This is a genomic window from Fluviicola taffensis DSM 16823, from assembly GCF_943372375.1.
In the GTDB taxonomy this organism is placed as follows: Bacteria; Bacteroidota; Bacteroidia; order Flavobacteriales_D; family Crocinitomicaceae; genus Fluviicola; species Fluviicola taffensis_A.
This window is the reverse complement of record NZ_CALRYJ010000003.1, coordinates 209,908-231,738: the sequence shown is the minus strand read 5'-3', so window position 1 is coordinate 231,738 and position 21,831 is coordinate 209,908. Positions and strand designations below refer to the sequence as shown.

Here is a 21,831-nt window from a genome sequence, read left to right as displayed (position 1 = left end):
CTAATCGTAAATATATTCCCAGAATCCTCGCGGGCTGGCATTATTTTCCGACACTTTTAATTCATCCAATGTTTCAACAATTTCTTTAAGCACTTTTTTATCCCATGAAAGTCCGTTGTTCGGATCAATTATAGAGGATAAGCGTTTCTGAAGTACATGTCCTCTTGAAGATCTGAATGATCGTTGAAGCTCAATCACAGAAAATAGTGTAGTAATATGATATGCGTATGAAATTGAATTCAGATCGAGTGTCGAAGATTTTTTGCTCCTTTTACGTGTGATACGTAATGTACGGTTTTCATGATCAATGGAAATAGAATTTGGGATCTTTTCTTGAAATATTTTTGTGCAATGTTATATAGCTCTTGGTGTTTGTAATAACTTCCAATATCAGACTTTGCACATCTGAAACAGTGATAAATCCGTAAACTTCTATTTCTTTAAACGATGCTACTACACAGTAGTGCTTTGGAGTTGAGCCATCTTGATAAAATAGCTCTGCTTTTGGTGTAAATATTGACATAAATTGTATTTATTAATTCAATACAAAATTCAATACAAAATTCAATACAAAATTCAACAGATTTTTATAGTTGAACAATGGGATGTTTACTAGTAATAGAGGCGTGTATGTTTAGTGTTATTCCTCCGTTTAAGTGCTTTTCTCACTAACTTCTATGATTTTCTCATTTCCTTTTGTAATTGACAACAACAGTTGAATTACTAAAACCACTATTTTTCCACAATCTCTCATTACTTACCACTTTTTACCACTAAGCCTTTAAATCTTAAAAAATCAATGAAATCAACCAATTTGAATAAATTGTTGTAACCTTGTGGGTGTTGTTAACGTTAGAAGTTATCAACAAAGTGTAATTGAGTGGTAAAAAGTGGGTTATTTCCCCTAATTTTACCCATTATTAATAGCTATGGCTGGACTTGTAGGAGAATTTGAGGTGAAGCTGGACGGAAAAGGAAGATTTCTTTTTCCTGCTGGTTTACGCAAGCAACTTTCTCCGGAAGCTCAGGAACAATTCATGTTGAATAAAGGCTTTGAGGAATGTTTGACACTCTATCCCATGAACGAATGGGAAAAATTGTCAGTGAAATTGTCAAAGTTGAATCTGTTCAAACCACAGAACCGAATGTTTTACCGCTTGTTCCATCAGGGAGCAAAGCAAATCGCGCTGGATAATGCTGGTCGCGTTTTGATTCCGGTAATGCTTATGGAGCGTGTGGGTTTGGATAAGGATGTGATGCTGATCGCATACAACGACCGAATTGAGATCTGGGACAAGTCTAAGTACTTCCAACTGATTGATGGAAACATGGCTGATTTTGCTGATTTGGCAGATGAAGTAATGGGTGATTTGGGGAATGATGACGAATAACGATGCTGCATACCACGTGCCTGTCATGTTGCAGGAGTGTCTGGATGGATTAGTGATTAATCCGGATGGAATTTACGTAGATGTTACCTTTGGTGGTGGCGGTCATTCGCGCGCAATTTTCGAACAACTTTCTTCAAAAGGAAAACTGATCGTTTTTGATCAGGACCCGGATGCTAAGGCGAATGCTTGGGAGGCTCCCAATTTCCATTTCGTAGCGGCTAATTTTGCTTTTCTAAAAAATCATTTACGTGTGATGGGAATTCCGGCAGTTGACGGGATTCTTGCTGATTTGGGTGTTTCGTCTCATCAGTTTGATGATGCGAAGCGCGGTTTTTCCATTCGTTCCAATGAAGTGTTGGATATGCGAATGAATCAGGCGGGTGATTTCACGGCGGCGAAAATTGTTCAGACGTATGATGAAGAACAGTTGGCGGCTATTTTCAGGAAATACGGTGAATTGGATCATCCCTTCAAAACGGCTGTTGAGCTGGTGAAGGCACGTAATAAATCAAGAATCAAGACGACGGGCGAGTTGATGGAGGCGTTGATGCCGGTTGCACCGAAGTTTAAAGATCATAAATTCTTTGCGCAGGTATTCCAGGCGCTTCGTATTGAAGTGAATCAGGAAATGGATGTGTTGGAGAAGTTCCTGTTGCAGACTGCGGATGTGTTGAAACCGGATGCGCGTTTGGTGGTGATGTCTTATCATTCCCTGGAGGATCGTTTGGTGAAAAACCTGATGAAGCGCGGAAGTTTGGATGGCTCAATCGAAAAGGATTTCTTCGGAAAGGTGTTGAAGCCTTTTGAGGAAGTGAATAGAAAGCCGATTCTTCCGAGTGAAGAGGAAATTCAGCGAAATACGCGGGCGCGAAGTGCGAAGTTGAGAATTGCTAAACGGGTAGAAGATGGAAAATGAGTACAGAGAACGGGAGGATGTGAATCCGATGGATGCTGTACGGGGGAAATCGGCTCGCCAAAAGTATTCAACGGAAATGCCTGAAGAGAAGAAAGCGGTTAAAAAGGAGTCGGTGAAGAAAACGGCTGCAAAACCGCAGGTTGAGAACAGTTCAAATCCGAAGGTGAAGGTAAAGCCTGCTGCAGCTTCCAAGCCGCGTCGCCAGAATATTTTGATCCAGGTCTTGAATGGAGAGATTTTGACCCGGGATTTTGTGTTGAACAATCTGACCTTCATTTTCTTCATCCTATTGTTGTTGATGTTGATGGTTGCGAAAGGATACTACGGAAAACAACTACAGAAAGATATTACGGATTTACAAGCGGATGTGGATGCGCGAACCGCAGAATATATCGAGAACAAGGCGCGGCTGGAAGAATCGACTTCGCGTTACCGCTTGGTTCAGACATTGGAGAAAAGAGGATTGAAAGAGACGGTCAATCCTGCGAAAGTGATACGATTAAAACGAGCAGATAATGAGTGATAAAAAAGACTTGATGTGGCGGGCTTACCTGGTTTACATAGGTTTTTTCATTGCCTTGATTGTGGTGGTTGTGAAAACAATCATGATACAGTCTGAAGGAAGCGCTTCCTTATTTGATAGTACGAAAGAAAAAATTCCCACACGGACGGTAAAACGTTACCCGAGAAGAGGGGAGGTATTGGATAGAAATTATATACCGCTGATTACATCAGTGTCGTTCTTTGACATACACATGGATCCTACTGTAGTGGATGATGAGGTTTTTAATGCGGAGATCAATGATTTGTCGGTAGGTTTAAGCCGCGTGTTTCCGGAAACTTCTGCGCGTGATTTTGAGAATTACATTCGCAAAGGAAGAGTGAATGGAAGGCGTTTTATTACCATTAAACTGAAGGCGACAAACGAGCAGCGGAACCGATTGCGCGAATTGCCCATTTTTAAATTGGGTAGAAACAAAGGAGGATTGATTGATACGGACGAAACCTTTTTGCCGAAGCGACCTCATGGTGAAATTCTGAAACGGACCTTAGGGTATTATCGTCCCAGTGAAGGAGGATCGAAAGAATTGAGAGTGGGAATCGAAGGAGCGTTCAACAATGTGCTAGCCGGTGAGCCGGGAGAGGAGATCGAACAACGCATTTCTTCCGGATGGAAAAAGACGGGGAAAATGATTCGAGAGCCAATCGAAGGAGCTGATCTGATCACTTCAATCGATATGGAGATTCAGGAAGTTGCTCATGCGGAATTGTACCGCCAGTTGAAGAACCAGGGAGCGAAAAGTGGTTGTGTGATCGTAATGGATGTAAAAACCGGTTTTGTTCGCGCAATGGCAAATCTGCAAATGGCTTCAGACGGTGATTATTACGAGTTGTACAATCATGCGATCGGAACGAAAGAAGTTCCCGGGTCGACCTTCAAATTGGCCGTTTTAATGGCTGCTTTGGAAGATCAGAAGATCAGTCTGGACGATACGGTGAATGCGGATGGTGAATATCAGTTCTACGATTTGAAATTAAAGGACTCGAATCCATACGGTTATGGTCGTATCACAATCAGAAGGGCGTTTGAACTCTCTTCGAATGTCATTGCCCGGGTCATCAACAGCGCATACCGCAAAGAGCCGCAGGTGTTTATCGATCGTTTGCGTTCATTTGGAATCGCAGATTCATTAGGGGTTGATATTCAGGGGGAGCCCAGACCTACCTTGCCTTCTCCGGGAACAAAAAGTTGGTCGGGAATTTCACTTCCGTGGATGTCGATCGGTTACGAAGTGCGGCAAACACCTTTACAAACCCTGGCTTTCTATAATGCAGTTGCAAATAATGGAACCCTGGTTCGTCCGCAGTTTGTAGAACATATCCGCCGCGGGCAACGCATTGTGAAGACTTTTAAACCGATTGTACTTCGTCCGAAAATCTGCTCCGATAAAACCTTGCGCCTGATGCAGGAATGCTTGAAAGGAGTAGTGAAACGTGGAACCGGTAGTGCTTTGAAATCTGCCCTTTTCGATATTGCCGGAAAAACAGGAACAGCGGTAGTTCAGAATGCGGATGGCCGTTATGGTAAAGATGGGAATAAGACCTATCAAGCATCTTTTGTCGGGTATTTCCCGGCGGATGAACCGCTTTATTCTTGTATCGTTGTGGTTGCAGCGCCCTCAAAAGATATTTACGGAGCAACGGTTTCGGGAACGGTGTTTTCTGCAATTGCGAATAAAGTGTATTCCAATTCTTTGAGCTACCACAAGGCAATTAATGAAGAGAAAAAACGGGTGAAAGATGCGCCATTGATCAAGGATGGGAACATCACAGATTTATTGGTGGTGTTGAAACGTTTGCACTTGCCTTATCAAATGGATGCGTACAGCGAATGGTCGCGGGTTCGAACTTCAGGTTCGAATATCTCCATTGTTCCGCGCAAAATTTCTTCAACTACAGTTCCGAATCTCGCAGGTTTAACAGCAAAAGATGCGGTTGCTCTGATTGAAGATTTGGGAATGCATGTGTATATCCGTGGAAGCGGAAAAGTAGTAAAACAAACAGTTCCTGCCGGATCACCAGTGGTGCCGGGAGGATTAATGGAATTGATATTGGAATGAAAACGTTAAATGAAATAGCAAAAGCAACGAAAGTCACACAGTGGATTGGTCCAACTGATGTGCCTGTCTCCCTGCTTGTTTCAGATTCCAGGAAAGCGGTTTCGGGAACGCTTTTCATTGCTGTGAAAGGCACAAAAGTGGATGCGCACGATTTTATTCCACAGGTTATTGAAAAGGGTTGTACTGCGATTATTGCGGAACGCGTTGTTGACGTTCCGCCGCATGTAACCTTATTGGTAGTTCCGAATTCGGCATTGGCTTTAGGGGAATTGGCGCATGCCTTTTATGATTATCCGTCGCAATCGCTCGAGTTGGTTGGTATAACCGGAACAAATGGAAAAACTACCACCACGACACTTTTGCACGATTTGTATACTGAATTGGGGTATAAAGTAGGATTGATTTCCACGGTGGTGAATCTGATTGGGAAAGAAGCGATTCCTTCCACACACACCACACCGGATCCAATTGCATTGAATGCGCTGTTGGCTGATATGGTTGCTCAAGGTTGTTCTTATTGTTTCATGGAAGTCAGTTCCCATGCAGTAAGTCAGCACCGAATTGCCGGATTGGTTTTTAGAGGCGGGGCATTTACGAATATTACGCACGACCATTTGGATTATCACGGTACGTTCAAAGCATACATTGAAGCGAAGAAAACCTTCTTTGATGAATTGGAAAAAGGCGCTTTTGCCTTGGTGAATGCGGATGATAAGAATGGAATGGTGATGGTGCAGAATACCAAAGCCAAAGTTTCCACATTCGCGTTGAAAACCCATGCGGATTTTAAGGTGAAAGTTTTGGAGAACAGCTTTAGCGGTTTGCTTCTGACCATGAACGGAATTGAGTTATGGACCAGGCTGATCGGGGATTTCAATGCTTACAACATTGCAACCGTTTATGGAATCAGTCAGTTACTTGGTTCCGATTCGACAGAAGTCCTTACAGTCTTAAGCAAATTGGAGGCTGTTGATGGTCGTTTCCAGTTTACCAAAAGCGAAACAGATATTACGGCAGTTGTGGATTACGCGCATACGCCGGATGCATTGGAAAATGTGTTGAAGACGATTGAAAATATTCGAACGAGAAACGAACAAGTCATTACCGTTGTTGGGTGTGGCGGTGATCGCGATGCGTTGAAAAGACCGGAAATGGCTCGTATAGCTTGTGAATTGAGCGATAAGGTCATTTTAACTTCAGATAACCCTCGAACAGAAGACCCGACAGAAATCTTGAAACAGATGGAAGCTGGTGTCGGAGCGCACCAAAGTATGAAGGTCCTATCCATTTTGGATCGCGACCAAGCTATAAAAACTGCAGTTTCCCTGGCTCAGCCGAAAGATATTATTCTGATTGCCGGAAAGGGACATGAAAAGTACCAGGAGATCAATGGGGTGAAACACCCTTTCGATGATTTCGATGTTGTAAAAAATTACTTCACTAAACTGAAAAAGTAATGCTGACTTATTTATTTAATTATTTAGCAGAAATGGATTTCCCGGGAGCGGGACTGTTCCACTACATCTCATTCAGAGCGGCAATGGCGTTGATTACTTCGCTGATTGTCTCCATTATTTTCGGAAAACGTCTGATCAACTTGTTGCGTCGTCAGCAAATTGGTGAAACCGTTCGTGATTTGGGTCTGGCAGGTCAGATTGAGAAATCAGGAACTCCGACAATGGGTGGGATTATCATTCTTTCTGCGATTTTGATCCCGACACTTTTATTCGCGAAACTGCACAACGTATATGTATTCACGATGTTGTTGGCAACAGTTTGGTTGGGAGCAATTGGTTTGATTGATGATTATATCAAGGTATTCAAGAAAAACAAGGAAGGTCTGAAAGGAAAATTCAAAGTGGTTGGTCAGATCGGAGTGGGAATCATCGTTGGTTCGATTTTGTATTTCCATCCCGATGTACAGGTGCATAAGAAGGTCGCTTCAAATTATCATTTACAAGCCGGCGAATCATTTGTAACACATCAGCATTCGAAAGATGTGATTGATACCATTCCTTCCAAATGGATTGTGACTCGTGACATGACAACAACAATTCCATTTGTGAAGAACAACGAATTCAATTATAACTGGTTGATCGGTGATATCGATAAATCTTACGGATGGGCACTCTTTATCCCGTTTGTGATTATTGTGGTAATTGCCGTTTCCAATGGTGCAAATATGACCGATGGATTGGATGGCTTGGCTACTGGGACGAGTGCGATTGCGGGAATAGCTTTGGCAGTTCTGGCTTATGTCACTTCCAATGTCCATTTCGCGGATTACCTGAATGTGATGTATGTTCCGTACGCAGAAGAACTCGTGATCTTTATTGCGGCATTTGTGGGAGCTTGTATCGGATTCTTATGGTATAACAGTTATCCTGCACAAGTTTTCATGGGAGATACCGGAAGTTTGGCTTTAGGCGGGATCATCGCAGTATTTGCTATCTCGATTCGTAAGGAATTATTAATCCCGGTTTTGTGTGGAATCTTCCTGGTTGAGAACTTATCCGTAATCATGCAGGTAGGTTATTTCAAATACACGAAAAAACGATTTGGAGAAGGACGTCGCATTTTCAGAATGGCACCTTTGCATCACCATTACCAGAAAAAAGGATTGCATGAGGCAAAAATTGTTTCCCGTTTCTGGATTGTAGCAATCCTGTTGGCAGTAGTATCCATCGTAACCCTGAAACTGCGTTAATGAATATTCAAAACAAAATAGTCCTTGTTTTGGGCGCTGGCGAAAGCGGTGTCGGTGCTGCCATTCTTGCAAAAGTGCAGGGTGCAAAAGTCTTTGTTTCAGATTTTGGAACAATCAAGGATTCTTTTCAGTCCGAATTGAATGAGCATCAATTGGAGTGGGAGCAAGGTTCACACACGATGGATCGCATTTTGGAGGCCGATTTAGTCATCAAATCTCCGGGAATTCCTGAGAAAGCACCGGTGATGAAAGCTATCCGGGAAAAAGGGATTAAAGTCATTTCTGAAATCGAATTTGCAGGATACTTCACGACGGCTAAAAAAGTGTGCATTACTGGAAGTAACGGTAAGACAACTACGACTATGCTGATTCATCACATGCTGAAGAAAGCAGGTCTGAATGTCGGATTAGCAGGAAATGTAGGATACAGTTTCGCAAAGCAAGTAGCATTGGAAAACAATGACATCTATGTCTTGGAATTGAGTTCCTTTCAGTTGGATGACATGGAAGATTTTAAAGCGGAAATTGCTATCCTGACAAATATTACTCCGGATCACTTGGATCGCTACGAGTACAACATGCAATTGTATGTGAATTCGAAGTTCCGCATCCTGAACAATCAAACTGCGGATGATTATTTCATCTACAACGCAGACGATAAAACAATATTGGCTGAACTGGAGAAACGCTCCGTTTCGGCAAAAAAACTTCCTTTTTCATTGACGCAAGAATTTGAACAGGGAGCATACGTGGCAAACAAACAACTCATCATAAATTTTAACAATCAATTCACTATGTCTATTCATGATCTAGCTTTGAAGGGTAAGCACAATACCCAAAATTCCCTGGCTTCCGGGCTTGCAGGAAGAATCCTTGATATTCGCAAGGAGATCGTACGCGAAAGTCTGTCTGACTTCGTAAATGTGGAACACCGTTTGGAATTTGTAGCCAAAGTGTGTGGCATTGAATTTATCAATGATTCCAAAGCTACCAATATCAACTCAACGTGGTTTGCGTTGGAAAGTATGGAGCAACCGACAATCTGGATTGTTGGAGGTGTTGATAAAGGAAATGATTATTCCGAATTGGTGGAATTGGTAAAGGAAAAGGTGAAAGCAATTATTTGCCTTGGAAAGGACAACCAAAAGATCATTGACGCTTTTTCAGGGCATGTAGAAACAATCGTTGAAGCAGGTTCGGCAATGGAAGCTGTTGCATACGGTTACCGCTTGGCGAAAAAGGACGAAACAGTTTTGTTGTCTCCGGCTTGTGCAAGTTTTGACCTGTTCGAAAATTACGAAGACAGAGGAAATCAATTTAAAGAGGCAGTTCGTTCACTTTAAAACGGTAAGTCATGGAAATTAAAAAGGTTGATCAGCAGACTCAACTGCTTCAAGCTCGAAAGGAGTCCCTGGAAGCAGCTGAGAGAATGGCCCTGAGACCATTGGGGAAACTCTGGGGAATGGATGTGTTTACATGGTATAAACCATCGGTTGTTGAACTTTCTGCAACAATTTCTACATTTCCATTTCCTGTTTTTTGGTTATCGAATGAAGTGAGCATTCAAGAAATGGCTCAAGTGGATCCGGAAACGTTGCGCTCCATTCAGTGGTGTGCTCAATTTGACAATCCGCAACTTTCAATTCCATCCGATATCATTTCCTTGATGCCTTTGGTTACAGGAACTGAATCATTGGAGGATGCTTTGGAATTTTTGAAAAAAACAAAACAAGCAAGACACATTTTACTCTTTACCGTTCAGGGAAATGAATGGAAGACAAAAATGGAGGTTTTTGAAAACTTTGTTAAGCTACATCAATAAAAAATGGTACAGTTTCTAAGAAAACACTTTAAAGGAGATTTGGTGATTTGGGTGATTACACTCATCTTGCTTGGGTTTTCGTTGGTTTCTGTGTACAGTTTCGTTCCGATCTTAGTGAAGATTGAAGGGGGAACACCATTCAAGTATTTGTTCAAGCATTTTATTTATATACTCTTGGCTGTTTTGGCGATGTATTGGGTTCATAAACGGGATCCGATGTACATTTCCAAAATGTCCAAAATCATTTATTACGGCTCAATTGCCTTGTTGATTTTTACACTTTTCTTCGGAACCAAGGTGAATGAAGCGGGTCGATGGGTGAAGATCCCTTTTGTGGGGTTGACCTTTCAGTCTTCGGATTTTGCCAAATTAGCTTTGCTGATTTATGTTTCAAGAATGCTGGTCAAAAAGAAAGACGAGATGAATGACTGGAAAAAAGGCTTTTTACCGGTTATGGCACCGATAGTTATTATTTGTGGGTTGATTGTTAAGGATAACTTTTCAACGGCTGCCATACTGTTCATGATCAGCTTTATGTTGCTTTTCCTCGGAAGGGTACCTTTTTCCAAGCTCTTTTCAGTCATTTTTGCAGGAATACTGTTATTCGTAATGGCAGTTGGATTGCATAAGGCTTTGCCGGATCTGAATATTTTACCACGTTACGAAACCTGGATGAATCGTATTACGAACCGCTATGAAAATGCGGATGATATTGATGCTCCGGGAAATATGCAGGCTAAAAGTGCAGAACAAGCCATTTATTTGGGAGGCTTTTTTGGTCAGGGAGTTGGGAAAGGAAAAGTAAAGGAGTTTATCCCGGAAGCTTATGCCGATTTTTTCTTCGCATCCTTTGTGGAAGAGTTCGGTTCGTTTGCCGCAATGATTCTGGTTCTGCTTTACCTCATTATGCTTTATCGCATCATGCGGATTGCCCTCCGGTCGGAACAGCTCTTTGAGACCTATGTCTGTTTGGGAATCGGAATTTTGCTCCTTTCCCAAGCAGCAGTGAACATGATGGTTTGTACCGGGATTTTTCCGGTTACGGGTCAAAACATGCCATTCCTTGCAATGGGAGGATCTGCCATGATTATGGCATGTATAGGAATTGGAATTGTGCAAGGAGTTGCCCAAAAACAAGAAGAAAAAGTTTCTGTGGAATCTGAAAGTGTTTTTGCATGAAAGAATTAAAAAAAATAGTGATATCAGGTGGTGGAACAGGTGGACACATCTTTCCGGCATTGGCAATTGCCAATGAGATCAAAAAACGCAATCCGAATGTGGAAATCCTTTTCGTAGGAGCGGAAGGGAAAATGGAAATGGAACGGGTTCCGGCTGCAGGATATAAGATTGTAGGGTTGCCCATTGTAGGTTTGCAACGGAAGTTAACGTTGAAGAATCTGGCTCTTCCTTTCAAATTGATGAAAAGCCTCTCAATGGCAAAGAAAATCTTGAAGGACTTTAAACCTGAAGTGGTGATTGGAGTGGGTGGTTACGCAAGCGGTCCGACCTTGAAAATGGCGCAGCGTTTAGGTATTCCGACACTGATTCAAGAGCAGAATTCTTATCCGGGAAAAACAAATCGCCTGCTTTCTAAAAAAGTGAAAGCAGTATGCACAGCTTACGAAGGATTGGAAAGCGTCTTTCCTCCGGCAACTATTCGCTTGACAGGGAATCCGGTCCGGGCGGAACTCAATCAAACTTCCCGCAATAGGGAAGATGCCTTCAGGGAATTCCCGAGTTTGGATCCCGCTAAGAAGACCATTCTGGTAATGGGAGGGAGCTTAGGTGCACGGACACTGAATGAAGCGGTTCTTCATGGAATGAATTTGTTGGATGCAGCAGATACACAAATTTTGTGGCAGTGCGGAAAATACTATTTTGAATCGATGCGGGAAGAGTTGGAAGCACATAAAAAAGCTCCGATTTATTTAACCGATTTCATCGCGCGGATGGATGCCGCTTATGGTGTTGCGGATGTCATTATTTCGAGAGCCGGCGCATTGTCAATCTCCGAATTGTGCATTGTGGGGAAACCAACTATTTTGGTTCCTTCTCCGAATGTTTCCGATGATCACCAAACGAAGAATGCAATGGCCCTGGTAAATTCAAAAGCTGCAATCCTGATCAAGGATTCGGTAGCGAAAGACCAGTTGATTTCTAAGGCGCTTGAATTATTGAAAGAAGAAGATCAGATGCATGAGTTGCGCATTGCGATTAAACGCATGGCAAAACCAAATGCAACAACAGATATTGTAGACGTAATTGAAAATTTGGCGTAGGGACGAATTTGTTTCCCCCTTTGGAGGGGGATAAAGGGGGAGGAAATGTTTATTGTTTTCCGAACTTGAAAAATTGATAAATAGAATGATTGGTTAACCGGCGGGAAGAAATTTTGTCAAGATGATCTGATAAATCCTCCCCCTCAGTCCCCCTCCAAAGGGGGAAGTTTGAAAAAATGGAATTGGATAACATAAAACGCTTTTATTTCATAGGCATTGGCGGAATCGGAATGTCTGCCTTGGCGCGTTATTTCAAAGCGAAAGGCTTTGATGTGGCTGGTTATGATAAAACGCCTTCTCCATTGACTGATGAATTACAGAAGGAAGGAATAGGAGTGCATTTTGAAGATTTAGGGAACAACATTCCTACCGCATATCAGGATATTGACTCGACACTCGTTGTTTATACACCGGCAATTCCCAAAAATATGGGGGAGTTGGTGTTCGTACAGCAAAATCATAAAGTATTAAAGAGAAGCGAAGTACTGGGATTGATTACCCAAACTAGCAAAGGATTAGGAGTTGCCGGAACGCATGGCAAGACCACCACTTCCACCATGTTGGCTTATGTATTAAGTCAGTCACATTTGAAATGCTCTGCTTTTTTGGGGGGAATTTCCTCCAACTTCAATTCGAACGTCCTGGTGAACCCTTCAGCTGATTATTCAGTCATTGAAGCGGATGAGTTTGATCGTTCATTCCTCCGCTTGAAACCAGTTGCAAGTATTATTACGGCAATGGATCCGGATCATCTGGATATTTACGGGACAACCGAATCCTTTATTGCAGGATTTCAGGAATATGCGGATAAGCACAAGGAAAATCACTTGCTGGTTTATAAATACGGTCTGCCACTTCATCAGACTGGATTTAGAGGGATTTCTTATGGGATTAATGAGCCAAAAGCGCAGGTTTTTGGAACGAACCTTCACTATGAAAAAGGTGAATTCTATCTAGATATTCACTTTGGCTCGGAAATATGGAAAGCAGTGTCACTCGGACTTCCGGGTATTCACAACGCTGAAAATGCCTTGGCGGTAGCAACCATGTGTAAAGAGTTAGGGCTTTCAGAAGAAGAAATTCGTTCGGGATTGAAAGATTTCAAAGGAGTCAAAAGACGTTTTGAATATCAGGTTCGAAGTGAAAAATTGATTTACATAGATGATTACGCACATCATCCAACTGAAATTGCTGCATTGGTTTCCTCTATTCGTCTATTATATCCGACTAAGAAGGTGATTGGAATTTTCCAGCCACACTTGTTTTCGCGGACCCGGGATTTTGAAGATGGATTTGTGAAGGAATTGGCTAAATTGGATGAGGCGATCATCCTACCGATTTATCCTGCACGGGAAGAACCGATTCCAGGTGTTACCAGCGATGAGTTGGTGCGAAAGATCGGTGCAAAAGCAAGTTTGAAAACTCCGGAGCAAGTACTTGAATTTGCAAACGAGATTAAAGATGGAGTGGTTCTGACGATTGGTGCAGGAGATATAGACCGAATTGTTCCGGAAATGAAAAAGAGATTGGAAAAAAACTGATTTGAAAGGAAAACTGAAAATAGTAGCTTGGGCTTTGTTTGCTGTTGCCGTTATTGCGGTACTGTTTTTGGCGCGCAAAAATCAGAATGAGGCAATCGTTAAAAATCCGAATATTTCTATTTCGGTAGTGGATGAAAATGCCTTTTTGACCGAAACTGAACTACTTGTCCGTTTGAAAAGGTTGAATCTCTTCTATCCGAATCAGCAAATGAAAAATCTGAATACCACAGCGATCGAGGAGAATATCCGGAAGATGCATGAAGTCGAGGAAGTGAATGTATTCAAACAATTGGGAGGAAATTGGGGAATCAAATTGAAAGTGAGGCAGCCTTACGCGCGCATCTTTAACCAATTTGGGGAAAGCTTTTATGTGGATTCAAAAGGAGCAACCATGAATCCTTCACCTAATTTCACTGCCAGAATACTCGTTTTTACAGGGAATATCAAAGATAAATCAGATACACTGCTTGTTAGTGATATTGAAGCGAATCCGAAATTGAAGAACGAACGTAATCTGGACGAGATCTTTCACATCGCAAAAGTGATTCACGAGAATGCGTTTTTAACTGCTCAAATAAGTCAGGTGCATCGTGACAGGTGGGGAGATTTCATTTTGATACCTAGAGTGGGAGCTCAACGAATTGTATTGGGACCAGCTCCATCTGAAAGAGATATTACCGAAAAATTGAAGAAACTGGTCGTGTTTTATACCAATGGTTTACCATACGTGGGATGGAACAAATACAAGACAATTAATCTCAAATACCGCAACCAAGTGGTGTGTACCTACCTCCGAGACACCCTTTAATTGTTTATTTTTACACAATAGTAATCACTTATTGTGGGAATTTTCTATTACTAAACTTTAGTAACTTTTTTTTGAGGGGCTAGCCCTCTTTATTATGTAGTGTTGTGCGTTTAGCTTTGCCTTATTAAACTTAAGTCAAGTAATTGTAAAGCATAGATGAAACGTAATAATCTACTACTACTTTTTTTTATTACTGTTGTGTATTTTAGTTCTGTAGCACAACAAGATGTTACGTTAAATCATCTGCAAACCATTCAACTTGGTAGTGGACGCTTCTTTGATCAAGGAGGTGAAAATGGAGAGATGCCAAATGAATATTTGCAAGCAACTATTAAGGCTCCTACTGGTTATATTCACGCTTTTTTTACAGCGATTGATATTCCCAGTGGGGGCGAGTTGCGAATCTACAAAGGAGAAGACACGCTCCAATTAATCGGACTTTACGACGGAATATATAAACCGATGGATTTTTATGGGAAGTCATTTACAATTGTATATGACCCCAAGTCATCTGTAGGATCAGCAGCCGGATTTTCAGGAATTGTTCAACCGATTCCGATCCAGGAAGCACTTGAAAAAGTAACATTACCAGAAAGTGATTGTATTGGAGCGATTCCATTATGTAGTAACCTGACGGTGAATACTTCTGCAAATCAATATGAAAATACCGGAAATGTAAATGATGATAACGGAGGATGTTATTCAGGTACAGGAAGCGGTGGTTCTGTTTGGTATTCTTTTTCCCCTCAAACGAATGGGAATTTGGATTTCATGATTAACCCCACAGGATCTACGGATTACGATTTTGTGTTATGGGATATTACAACCGGTTGTGCAAATAAGACACAGCTCTCTTGTAATTTTTCTGCAACTCAGGGAGCTACTGGTTTAAACTCATCCGGGTCAAGTAATTCGCAAGATGCATCCGGTACTACAAACAATTCGTTAGTAGCTGTTCAAACAACGCATGTATATGCACTTTGTATCAATTACTATGGTGGTACAAATGCCGGATTTACTTTAGGATTCCACAATTTAGCATCCACAGTAAATATTGTTGACAATACTCCGCCAACCATTACAAGTGCCTATAGTGGAAATTGTACTGCTGCCACTTCTTTTACAATCAACTTTTCAGAATATATTGACTGTAATACCTTGCAGGCTTCCGATTTTGCAATCCCCGGTTATACCGTTACGTTGATTACAACAAATTGTATCAATGGAAAAACAAATAGCGTGGTTATTGGGGTTTCGCCGGCTATGGCTCCTGGAAATTATTCCATGACAGTCAGCAATATGAATGATATGTGCGGAAATCCATTGAATCAGGTATATCCGATTAATACTTTAGTCACTCCTACCGCGAATGCAGGACCGGATAAAGTAGCGTGTTCTACAATCGGCTTATTTGGAATTACTAGTTATGGTTCTGTTACATTGACAGGTTCAGGAGGAACTAGTTACATATGGAGTACAGGTCAAACCGGTTCATCTATTTCTGTTTCACCCAGTTCAAATCAAACCTATACATTGACTGCTATTTCTGGAAACTGTTCTTCAACGGATCAAGTAAATGTTACAGTTGCAGCTTCTCCGACCCCTAACTTGGGTCCTGATCAAACGATTTGTTCCGGATTTCCAATTACATTGAATGCGAGTGGAGGGGGAACTTATCAGTGGCAATCGACAACAAGTACCAATTGGCTAACGGGAGCGCCACAAAGCTGGGCAAATATTGGTGGTGCCACTAATTCTTCTTTTACAGCAAGTCCAACAGGAACGATTTATTATCAGGTGAATGTCACCAATGCGCAAGGTTGTACGGGAAGTGATTATATCAAAGTGACAATTGGTTCCGGAACATTTGGCATTACAGCTCCTCCGTTTGTTTGTCAAGGTTCTTCAGTTACATTGACTTTACCAGGAAGTATGACAGCATATACCTGGAATGTGGCTGGAACTCCTGTTGGAACAGCAAATACTGCTTTGACCGTTTCGCCTGCCACAACGACAACTTATACAGCTGTAAGTACAACGGCTGGTTGCACCGGGTCCGCAAATGTAACCGTTCCGGTTCATCCATTGACATCACTGACTACCAATGCAAATCCGACGAATGCATGTCCCGGAGTTCCTGTTAATTTAACGTCCAATGCACCTGCTGAAACCTATGTAACGCAAACTGAAAATTTTGAAAGTGCAAATTCTTTTACTTTAGTTAATGGAGCGAACAATAAATGGTATTATGGAACTGCAGCAGCGGCCAATGGAACAAAAGCAATCTACATAGGAACGGCTGCTGGAAATAACAATTATGATATTGGGAATTTATTCGGATCAAAGGCGGCTACCAATTTTGCATACAAGGACTATTCGGTGACAAGTTATTGCAGTCCGACTTTAAGTTTTAATTGGAGATGTAATGGACAGTCAGCACAAGCGGAATTAACTGTTTGGGCGGTTCCAACTTCATTCACCCCCGTTGCTGGTACTGCAATTACTGCAAGCGCAACCAATGTGTTGATTGGAGGTCCTTATATTGGAACAACAACATTTTCAAATGTCTCTTTAAGTTTAGCAAATTACGGAGGACAAACTGTTCGGATCGTTTATCAATGGAAGAATACAGGCTATTCGTTAATTGGAGGTCCAACGGTAGCTAATCCGGCAGCGTGTATAGATGATGTGGTGTTAACGGATAATACAACTTATAGCTATTCCTGGGTTTCTTCACCAGCCGGATTTACTGCAAGTACGGTGAATGCGACTGCTAGTCCAACTGCGGCAACTACTTATACGATGACGGCAACCCGCTGTGATGGATGTCCGATTGCGAGTTCAATTGCAGTGATTGATTGTAATCCACTTCCTGTTGGATTATTAGATTTCAAAGGAGAGAAGAAAGCTTCGGAAAATGACCTGTATTGGATTACTGAGAATGAAATTGACTTGGATTACTATATTCTTGAAAGAAGTAGTGATGGGATTAATTGGGATGTGGTTTCTACCGTTGAGCCAAGTGATGATCCAAATGAATTGAAGCACTATTATTTTGTTCGTGATATTTCATTTAATCACGACGCGATCAATTACTACCGTTTAATACAAAAAGAAAATAACGGACAAAAAGTAATGGCTGATAAAATGGTGTCAATTGATAACAGAACTCAGTCTAAGACGATTGTATGCAGAACGAATTTATTGGGTCAGAGGGTTTCTGAAAACCAAAGAGGACTGATTATTTTGATTTACGAAGACGGGACTTCGGAAAGAGTTATGTTGGAGGATTAGATTTATTACGCTACCACTACTTTACTTACTACTACTTGCGTAAGCACGCACAACTATGCCCCGAAACAAAGAGATTTTATGAAAATAGGATCTCTTTGTTGTTTTATTGAAGTTGGTCGGAATCCAATAGGAATTTGTTTTCCATTACCCAAAGGATCAGACTGTTGTTTCTGGCATCCAGATTCAGTTTTTTACAAATACGTGATCTGTAATTTTCGACCGACTTGGGAGATACGAAAAGCAGGTTGGCAATTTCTTTACTGGAGTATTTTTTACTGACCAATTTTAAGACCTTGAGTTCAGTAGGGGTTAATGAGGTAATCTCGTCCGTAATGAGTTCCATCCGAGGGTCGATTTCCCGCTTATCGTGTTGGTTTCTCAATACAAGCGGTAAGTAGGTTTTTCCTTCTAGAACCCAGTTGATACATTCCACAATTTCTTCCGAAGTGTTATCCTTGATCAAATAGCCTCTTGCCCCATTGTAAAATGCCAGCTTGATTACATCGGTGGTTTTATGAATAGAAAGAATGATAACTGCCAGATCCGGATATTGCTGCTTGATAATAGAACAGGTTTCCAGTCCGTTTAGAACCGGCATATCAATATCGAGTAACACAATGTCCGGGTTGAATAGTGGGATGTTTTCCACTACTTGCGAGCCATTTTCATAAGCTTGAATTTCAACATGGTCGAATGAAGATTCCAGAAGGAATTTCAAGCCGCTTCTGAATATGGGATGGTCATCTGCTAAAATTACTTTCATCTAAATGGTTATTGTCAGAGAAATCCCTTTGTTAGTTCCTGTTTTCAAATCCAAGCGCCCGCCAATGATTGCTGTTCTTTCCCGAATCGTTAAAAGTCCGAGTCCTAATTTGTCTTGCGAATCTGAAATCCCGATTCCATTGTCACGGTATTGAACGACGAGTTCTCCATTTTTCCGCTCCACACTTACTTTCAAAGCACTTGCATGAGCATGTTTAATGGTGTTTGAAATGCACTCCTGAATGATGCGATAGATTTGTGAACTGGTTTCCAGATCAATCGCTTTCCCTTCGATGTCAAAATCAAAATTACAGACCATATCTGTTGCCGATTGTGTTTTTTCAATAATGGAGTGCAAGCCACGTTCCAATCCTATTTTTTCCAATGCTGTTGGATGAAGCTGATGACTAAGAACCCTTGTCTGTTCCAGGATGTCGCCTATTTCCGAATCAACACCTTCCAGTTTGGTAATTTTTCCGGTGGCGAATAAATTTAGTTTTGATTTGACGACGGCTAAACTCTGACCGATATCATCATGCAGATCTTTGGAGATCCGGGAGCGTTCTTCGTCGATTTGTTCAATTAGTTTTTGTGAAAAAACAGATTTTATTTTTCGGGATTTGCGAACATTATAGATGTAGATAGATGCCAGGGCCAGCAGGAAAATAGATAGAATTACAAGAAATGTAAATCGGTAATTTGCTGATTTCAGTTCCCCTTTTGTTCGCAGGATCTTGTTTTTTTGTTTGGAATGAGTGAGTTCATTTTCAAGTCTTTCTTTTCCGTAAATGGTTTGTAATCTGGTTTGCTCATTTTCGTTGGAAACTTCCCGGATACTGTCAGATAGATCGCTGAATTTACGTTCCAATTCATACGCTAATTTGTAGTTTCCTTGAGCAGAAGCCAATTTTGACTGTAAACCGATTAGGTCTTTTCGAAAATTCGGATCCTTATATGATTTAAGAAAAAATTGAATGGAATCAATGCATCGCTCTGCTGTTTTAAAATCCTTTTGCTCCGTGGAAACCATCCCTCGCATGGTGTATGCGGTAATGAGATAAAGTGGATCGCGATATGTTTGAACAATTGCAAGCGCCGAATCACTGGTTTTAGAAGCCTCAATCAGTTGTTTGTCATCCAAATAGGAAGACGATAAATTGACATAAGCCGCTATGATGCCATTCGGAAAACCATTCTTTTTTGCTTCCAGTACGGTTTGTTTGTAATGAATGATGGAACCTTTGAAATCCTTTATTTGATGGGTGACGAGTCCTAAATTATTCAGTACGTTCAAGCGCAATCTTGATTCATTGGTTTCCGTGGCAAGTATCAAGGCGCGTTCCAAATCCTTTTTGGCATCGTCGTATTTTTTTGCTTTCAATTTGATTAAAGCCAGGTTGTTAAGCAAGTAACCATTGGCAAATTTCTTATGGTGCTTTTCAGCAATGCGCAGACCTCTCAGGTAGCTTTCAGTGGCTTTGTCATACATCAGCCGCATTTCATACATGATCCCGAATCCATTGTGAATTTCCAATTGGTTCTGAATGTATTTGCCTTTCTGTGCAACCCGCAGAAGTTCTTTGAAACCATCTTCCGCTTTCAATACGTCTTGATCCAATGTGATGAAATTGAGCCGGATTTTGGTGGAATTGACTAGTTCCGGATCCTTTGTTTTTTCTCCGACAGCTATGCTTTTGTAGTAGTATTTTTTCGCTTCTTTTAAGTCGTTTGCATAGTAGTTAAAGCTTCCGTAATACTGATAGACATATCCGATTTCATTTTCTTTGCGAAGCTTTTTCGCCAATTGGATGCATTCTTTTCCAAGAGAGAAAACCGTTGAGCTGTCATAATAGGTTGCTTGCTTGATTTTGATCTTCAAATCCTCAAGTCTTTGCACATCGGATTTTTGAGCATGCAATTGATGCAGATTTAAAAAGAATATTAGGCCAACTAAAAGTCGTTTTGGCATGATAATAATCATTCGTGTGTAGCATTTAAAATTAAGTAAAAATTTTATTTAAAAAAATGTGAACAGATTGATAATTAAGGATGTAGTTGAAAAGGGTTGTTTTTGCTGGGGTTAAGAGCGTTTTTGACTGAAAAATCGCCTCATCTTTATTAACAATACTTGTTTAATAAGTATTCTAAATTCACGGGAAACACGGCAAAATAAAATTTAAGTTTGTACATACCGTATTATGGGTGAGAACCAAAACATCGATATGTGATGGTTTTCATTCGATAAATGCAGGATTTAATTGGATAAAAATCAATTTAACTAGTGCTAAACGGTCGGTTTTGGTTTCGATCCGCCGCGGCGGATCGGGATGTAACTTGAAGAAAAAGAAGAGTATATGTCAGCGGGAAAAAAGATTGTAGTTGGATTGGATATTGGAACCACTAAAATTGCATGTTTAGTTGGTACGAAAAATGAACATGGGAAAATCGAGATTATTTCCATGGGAAAAAGCGAGTCCTTGGGTGTTGCCAGAGGAATCGTGTCCAATATTGAGAAAACCGTGCAGTCTATCAAGTCAGCTGTAGAAGAAGCTCAAAACCGTGTGGATGCAGATTTGATCATTCGCGTAGTGAATGTTGGGATTGCAGGACAACACATCAAAAGTTTACAGCATAGAGGAATTTATACCCGGAATAATTCGGAAGCAGAGATTTCTCAGAAAGATATCAATGCATTGATCGATGACATGTACAAGCTGGTAATGCCTCCAGGAGAAGAAATTATCCATGTGTTGCCACAGGAATATATTGTTGATAATGAGCAGGGAATCATTGATCCGATCGGAATGATGGGTGTTCGTTTGGAAGCGAATTTCCACATTATCACGGGTCAGATCAATGCAGCGAAAAATATTAAGGTTTGTGTGGACAAAGCCGGACTTCAAGTGAAAGATATCATCCTGGAGCCTATTGCTTCCGCTGATGCTGTTTTGAATGACGAGGAAAAAGAAGCAGGTGTAGTTTTGGTTGACATCGGTGGTGGAACGACTGATGTGGCAATCTTCCATGAAGGAGTGATTCGTCATACAGCCGTTATTCCATTTGGAGGTAATGTGATTACAGATGACATTAAAGAGGGATGTACGATTCTTCGCCGTCATGCGGAAGCGTTGAAAGTGAAATTCGGTTCTGCTCTTGCTTCTGAAAGTTTGGAAACGGAAGTGGTTTGTATTCCTGGTTTGAGAGGAAGAGACCCGAAAGAGATCACACTTCGCAATTTGGCTAGTATCATCCAAGCCCGTATGGAGGAAATCATTGAGCACGTTCATTACGAGATCGTGAATTCCGGATATGAGAAAAAGATGATTGCAGGAATTGTAGTTACCGGTGGTGGGTCTCAATTGAAACACATCACTCAACTGTTTGAATACATGACAGGGATGACTACGAGAATTGGACTTCCAACAGAACATTTGGCATCTACCAATACCATTGAAGCAATTACATCCCCGATGTACGCAACAGGTATCGGGTTGGTGATGAAAGGATTTGAGAATGATATCCCACAAAAACAGGTTGAAGCTGTAACAGGACAGGTAAAAGGTCATTCTACAAAAACAAGAGGAAGTTTCTTTGATACTTTGTTAACAAAGAGTAAAAATTTCTTCGCAGAAGAGGAATAGTATTAACTATGTAAGATTAAAATTCTGACATAGAAAAAGACAACAATAA

General features: G+C 41.1%; 18 protein-coding genes. 14 read left to right on the top strand and 4 right to left on the bottom strand.

Annotated elements, in window-relative coordinates; all coding sequences use genetic code 11:
* Together AAG807_RS06780 and AAG807_RS06775 are read right to left on the bottom strand one after the other, a co-directional pair.
* Positions 1-198, bottom strand: coding sequence for a hypothetical protein (locus tag AAG807_RS06780; protein WP_341901835.1), 198 nt, complete (start codon positions 196-198; stop codon positions 1-3).
* A gap of 106 nt (positions 199-304) precedes the next feature.
* Positions 305-523 (bottom strand): hypothetical protein, encoded by a 219-nt coding sequence (locus AAG807_RS06775; protein ID WP_341901833.1) that lies wholly within the window; start codon positions 521-523, stop codon positions 305-307.
* A 406-nt stretch (positions 524-929) separates the two neighbouring features.
* On the opposite strand from AAG807_RS06775, the gene mraZ reads away from it, so the two are divergent.
* The 13 genes from mraZ to AAG807_RS06710 all read left to right on the top strand — a co-directional run bounded on the left by mraZ (position 930) and on the right by AAG807_RS06710 (position 17,379).
* Complete coding sequence (gene mraZ, locus AAG807_RS06770; protein ID WP_294858292.1) at positions 930-1,391, top strand: division/cell wall cluster transcriptional repressor MraZ; 462 nt, start codon at positions 930-932, stop codon at positions 1,389-1,391.
* Positions 1,381-2,307 carry a 16S rRNA (cytosine(1402)-N(4))-methyltransferase RsmH gene (rsmH, locus tag AAG807_RS06765; protein WP_341902004.1) on the top strand — a complete coding sequence of 309 codons (927 nt, stop codon included), beginning with the start codon at positions 1,381-1,383 and terminating at the stop codon, positions 2,305-2,307. Before mraZ ends, rsmH begins: the two co-directional genes overlap by 11 nt.
* Positions 2,297-2,830 carry an FtsL-like putative cell division protein gene (locus tag AAG807_RS06760; RefSeq protein ID WP_341901830.1) on the top strand — a complete coding sequence of 178 codons (534 nt, stop codon included), beginning with the start codon at positions 2,297-2,299 and terminating at the stop codon, positions 2,828-2,830. The genes rsmH and AAG807_RS06760 overlap by 11 nt, the downstream gene beginning before the upstream one ends.
* Positions 2,823-4,928, top strand: a complete 2,106-nt coding sequence (locus tag AAG807_RS06755; RefSeq protein WP_341901828.1) for a penicillin-binding protein — start codon at positions 2,823-2,825, stop codon at positions 4,926-4,928. The genes AAG807_RS06760 and AAG807_RS06755 overlap by 8 nt, the downstream gene beginning before the upstream one ends.
* A complete protein-coding gene (locus AAG807_RS06750; protein ID WP_341901826.1) occupies positions 4,925-6,385 on the top strand; it encodes a UDP-N-acetylmuramoyl-L-alanyl-D-glutamate--2,6-diaminopimelate ligase in 1,461 nt (486 codons plus the stop codon). The genes AAG807_RS06755 and AAG807_RS06750 overlap by 4 nt, the downstream gene beginning before the upstream one ends.
* Positions 6,385-7,635 (top strand): phospho-N-acetylmuramoyl-pentapeptide-transferase, encoded by a 1,251-nt coding sequence (mraY, locus tag AAG807_RS06745; RefSeq protein ID WP_341901825.1) that lies wholly within the window; start codon positions 6,385-6,387, stop codon positions 7,633-7,635. The genes AAG807_RS06750 and mraY overlap by 1 nt, the downstream gene beginning before the upstream one ends.
* Positions 7,635-8,978, top strand: coding sequence for a UDP-N-acetylmuramoyl-L-alanine--D-glutamate ligase (gene murD / locus AAG807_RS06740; RefSeq protein ID WP_341901822.1), 1,344 nt, complete (start codon positions 7,635-7,637; stop codon positions 8,976-8,978). Before mraY ends, murD begins: the two co-directional genes overlap by 1 nt.
* Positions 8,979-8,989: 11 nt before the next feature.
* Positions 8,990-9,457, top strand: coding sequence for a hypothetical protein (locus AAG807_RS06735; protein ID WP_341901820.1), 468 nt, complete (start codon positions 8,990-8,992; stop codon positions 9,455-9,457).
* Between the two features lie 3 nt (positions 9,458-9,460).
* Entirely contained in the window at positions 9,461-10,636 is a 1,176-nt protein-coding gene (locus tag AAG807_RS06730; protein WP_341901818.1) for an FtsW/RodA/SpoVE family cell cycle protein, read from the top strand.
* Entirely contained in the window at positions 10,633-11,736 is a 1,104-nt protein-coding gene (murG, locus tag AAG807_RS06725) for an undecaprenyldiphospho-muramoylpentapeptide beta-N-acetylglucosaminyltransferase (RefSeq protein ID WP_341901817.1), read from the top strand. The genes AAG807_RS06730 and murG overlap by 4 nt, the downstream gene beginning before the upstream one ends.
* Positions 11,737-11,912: 176 nt before the next feature.
* The gene (gene murC, locus AAG807_RS06720; protein ID WP_341901815.1) at positions 11,913-13,277 is read left to right on the top strand and encodes a UDP-N-acetylmuramate--L-alanine ligase; all 1,365 of its coding nucleotides are present in this window, start codon (positions 11,913-11,915) and stop codon (positions 13,275-13,277) included.
* A gap of 1 nt (position 13,278) precedes the next feature.
* Positions 13,279-14,085 (top strand): hypothetical protein, encoded by an 807-nt coding sequence (locus AAG807_RS06715; RefSeq protein WP_341901814.1) that lies wholly within the window; start codon positions 13,279-13,281, stop codon positions 14,083-14,085.
* A 156-nt stretch (positions 14,086-14,241) separates the two neighbouring features.
* Complete coding sequence (locus tag AAG807_RS06710; protein ID WP_341901812.1) at positions 14,242-17,379, top strand: hypothetical protein; 3,138 nt, start codon at positions 14,242-14,244, stop codon at positions 17,377-17,379.
* A gap of 103 nt (positions 17,380-17,482) precedes the next feature.
* Here AAG807_RS06710 and AAG807_RS06705 read toward each other — a convergent pair whose 3' ends face one another.
* Positions 17,483-18,142, bottom strand: coding sequence for a response regulator transcription factor (locus tag AAG807_RS06705; RefSeq protein WP_341901811.1), 660 nt, complete (start codon positions 18,140-18,142; stop codon positions 17,483-17,485).
* Entirely contained in the window at positions 18,143-20,038 is a 1,896-nt protein-coding gene (locus AAG807_RS06700) for a tetratricopeptide repeat protein (RefSeq protein ID WP_341901810.1), read from the bottom strand.
* Positions 20,039-20,495: 457 nt separating this feature from the next.
* On the opposite strand from AAG807_RS06700, the gene ftsA reads away from it, so the two are divergent.
* On the top strand, positions 20,496-21,782 hold the full coding sequence (gene ftsA / locus AAG807_RS06695; protein WP_341901809.1) for a cell division protein FtsA: 1,287 nt from the start codon (positions 20,496-20,498) through the stop codon (positions 21,780-21,782).
* The last annotated feature ends 49 nt before the right edge of the window (positions 21,783-21,831 follow it).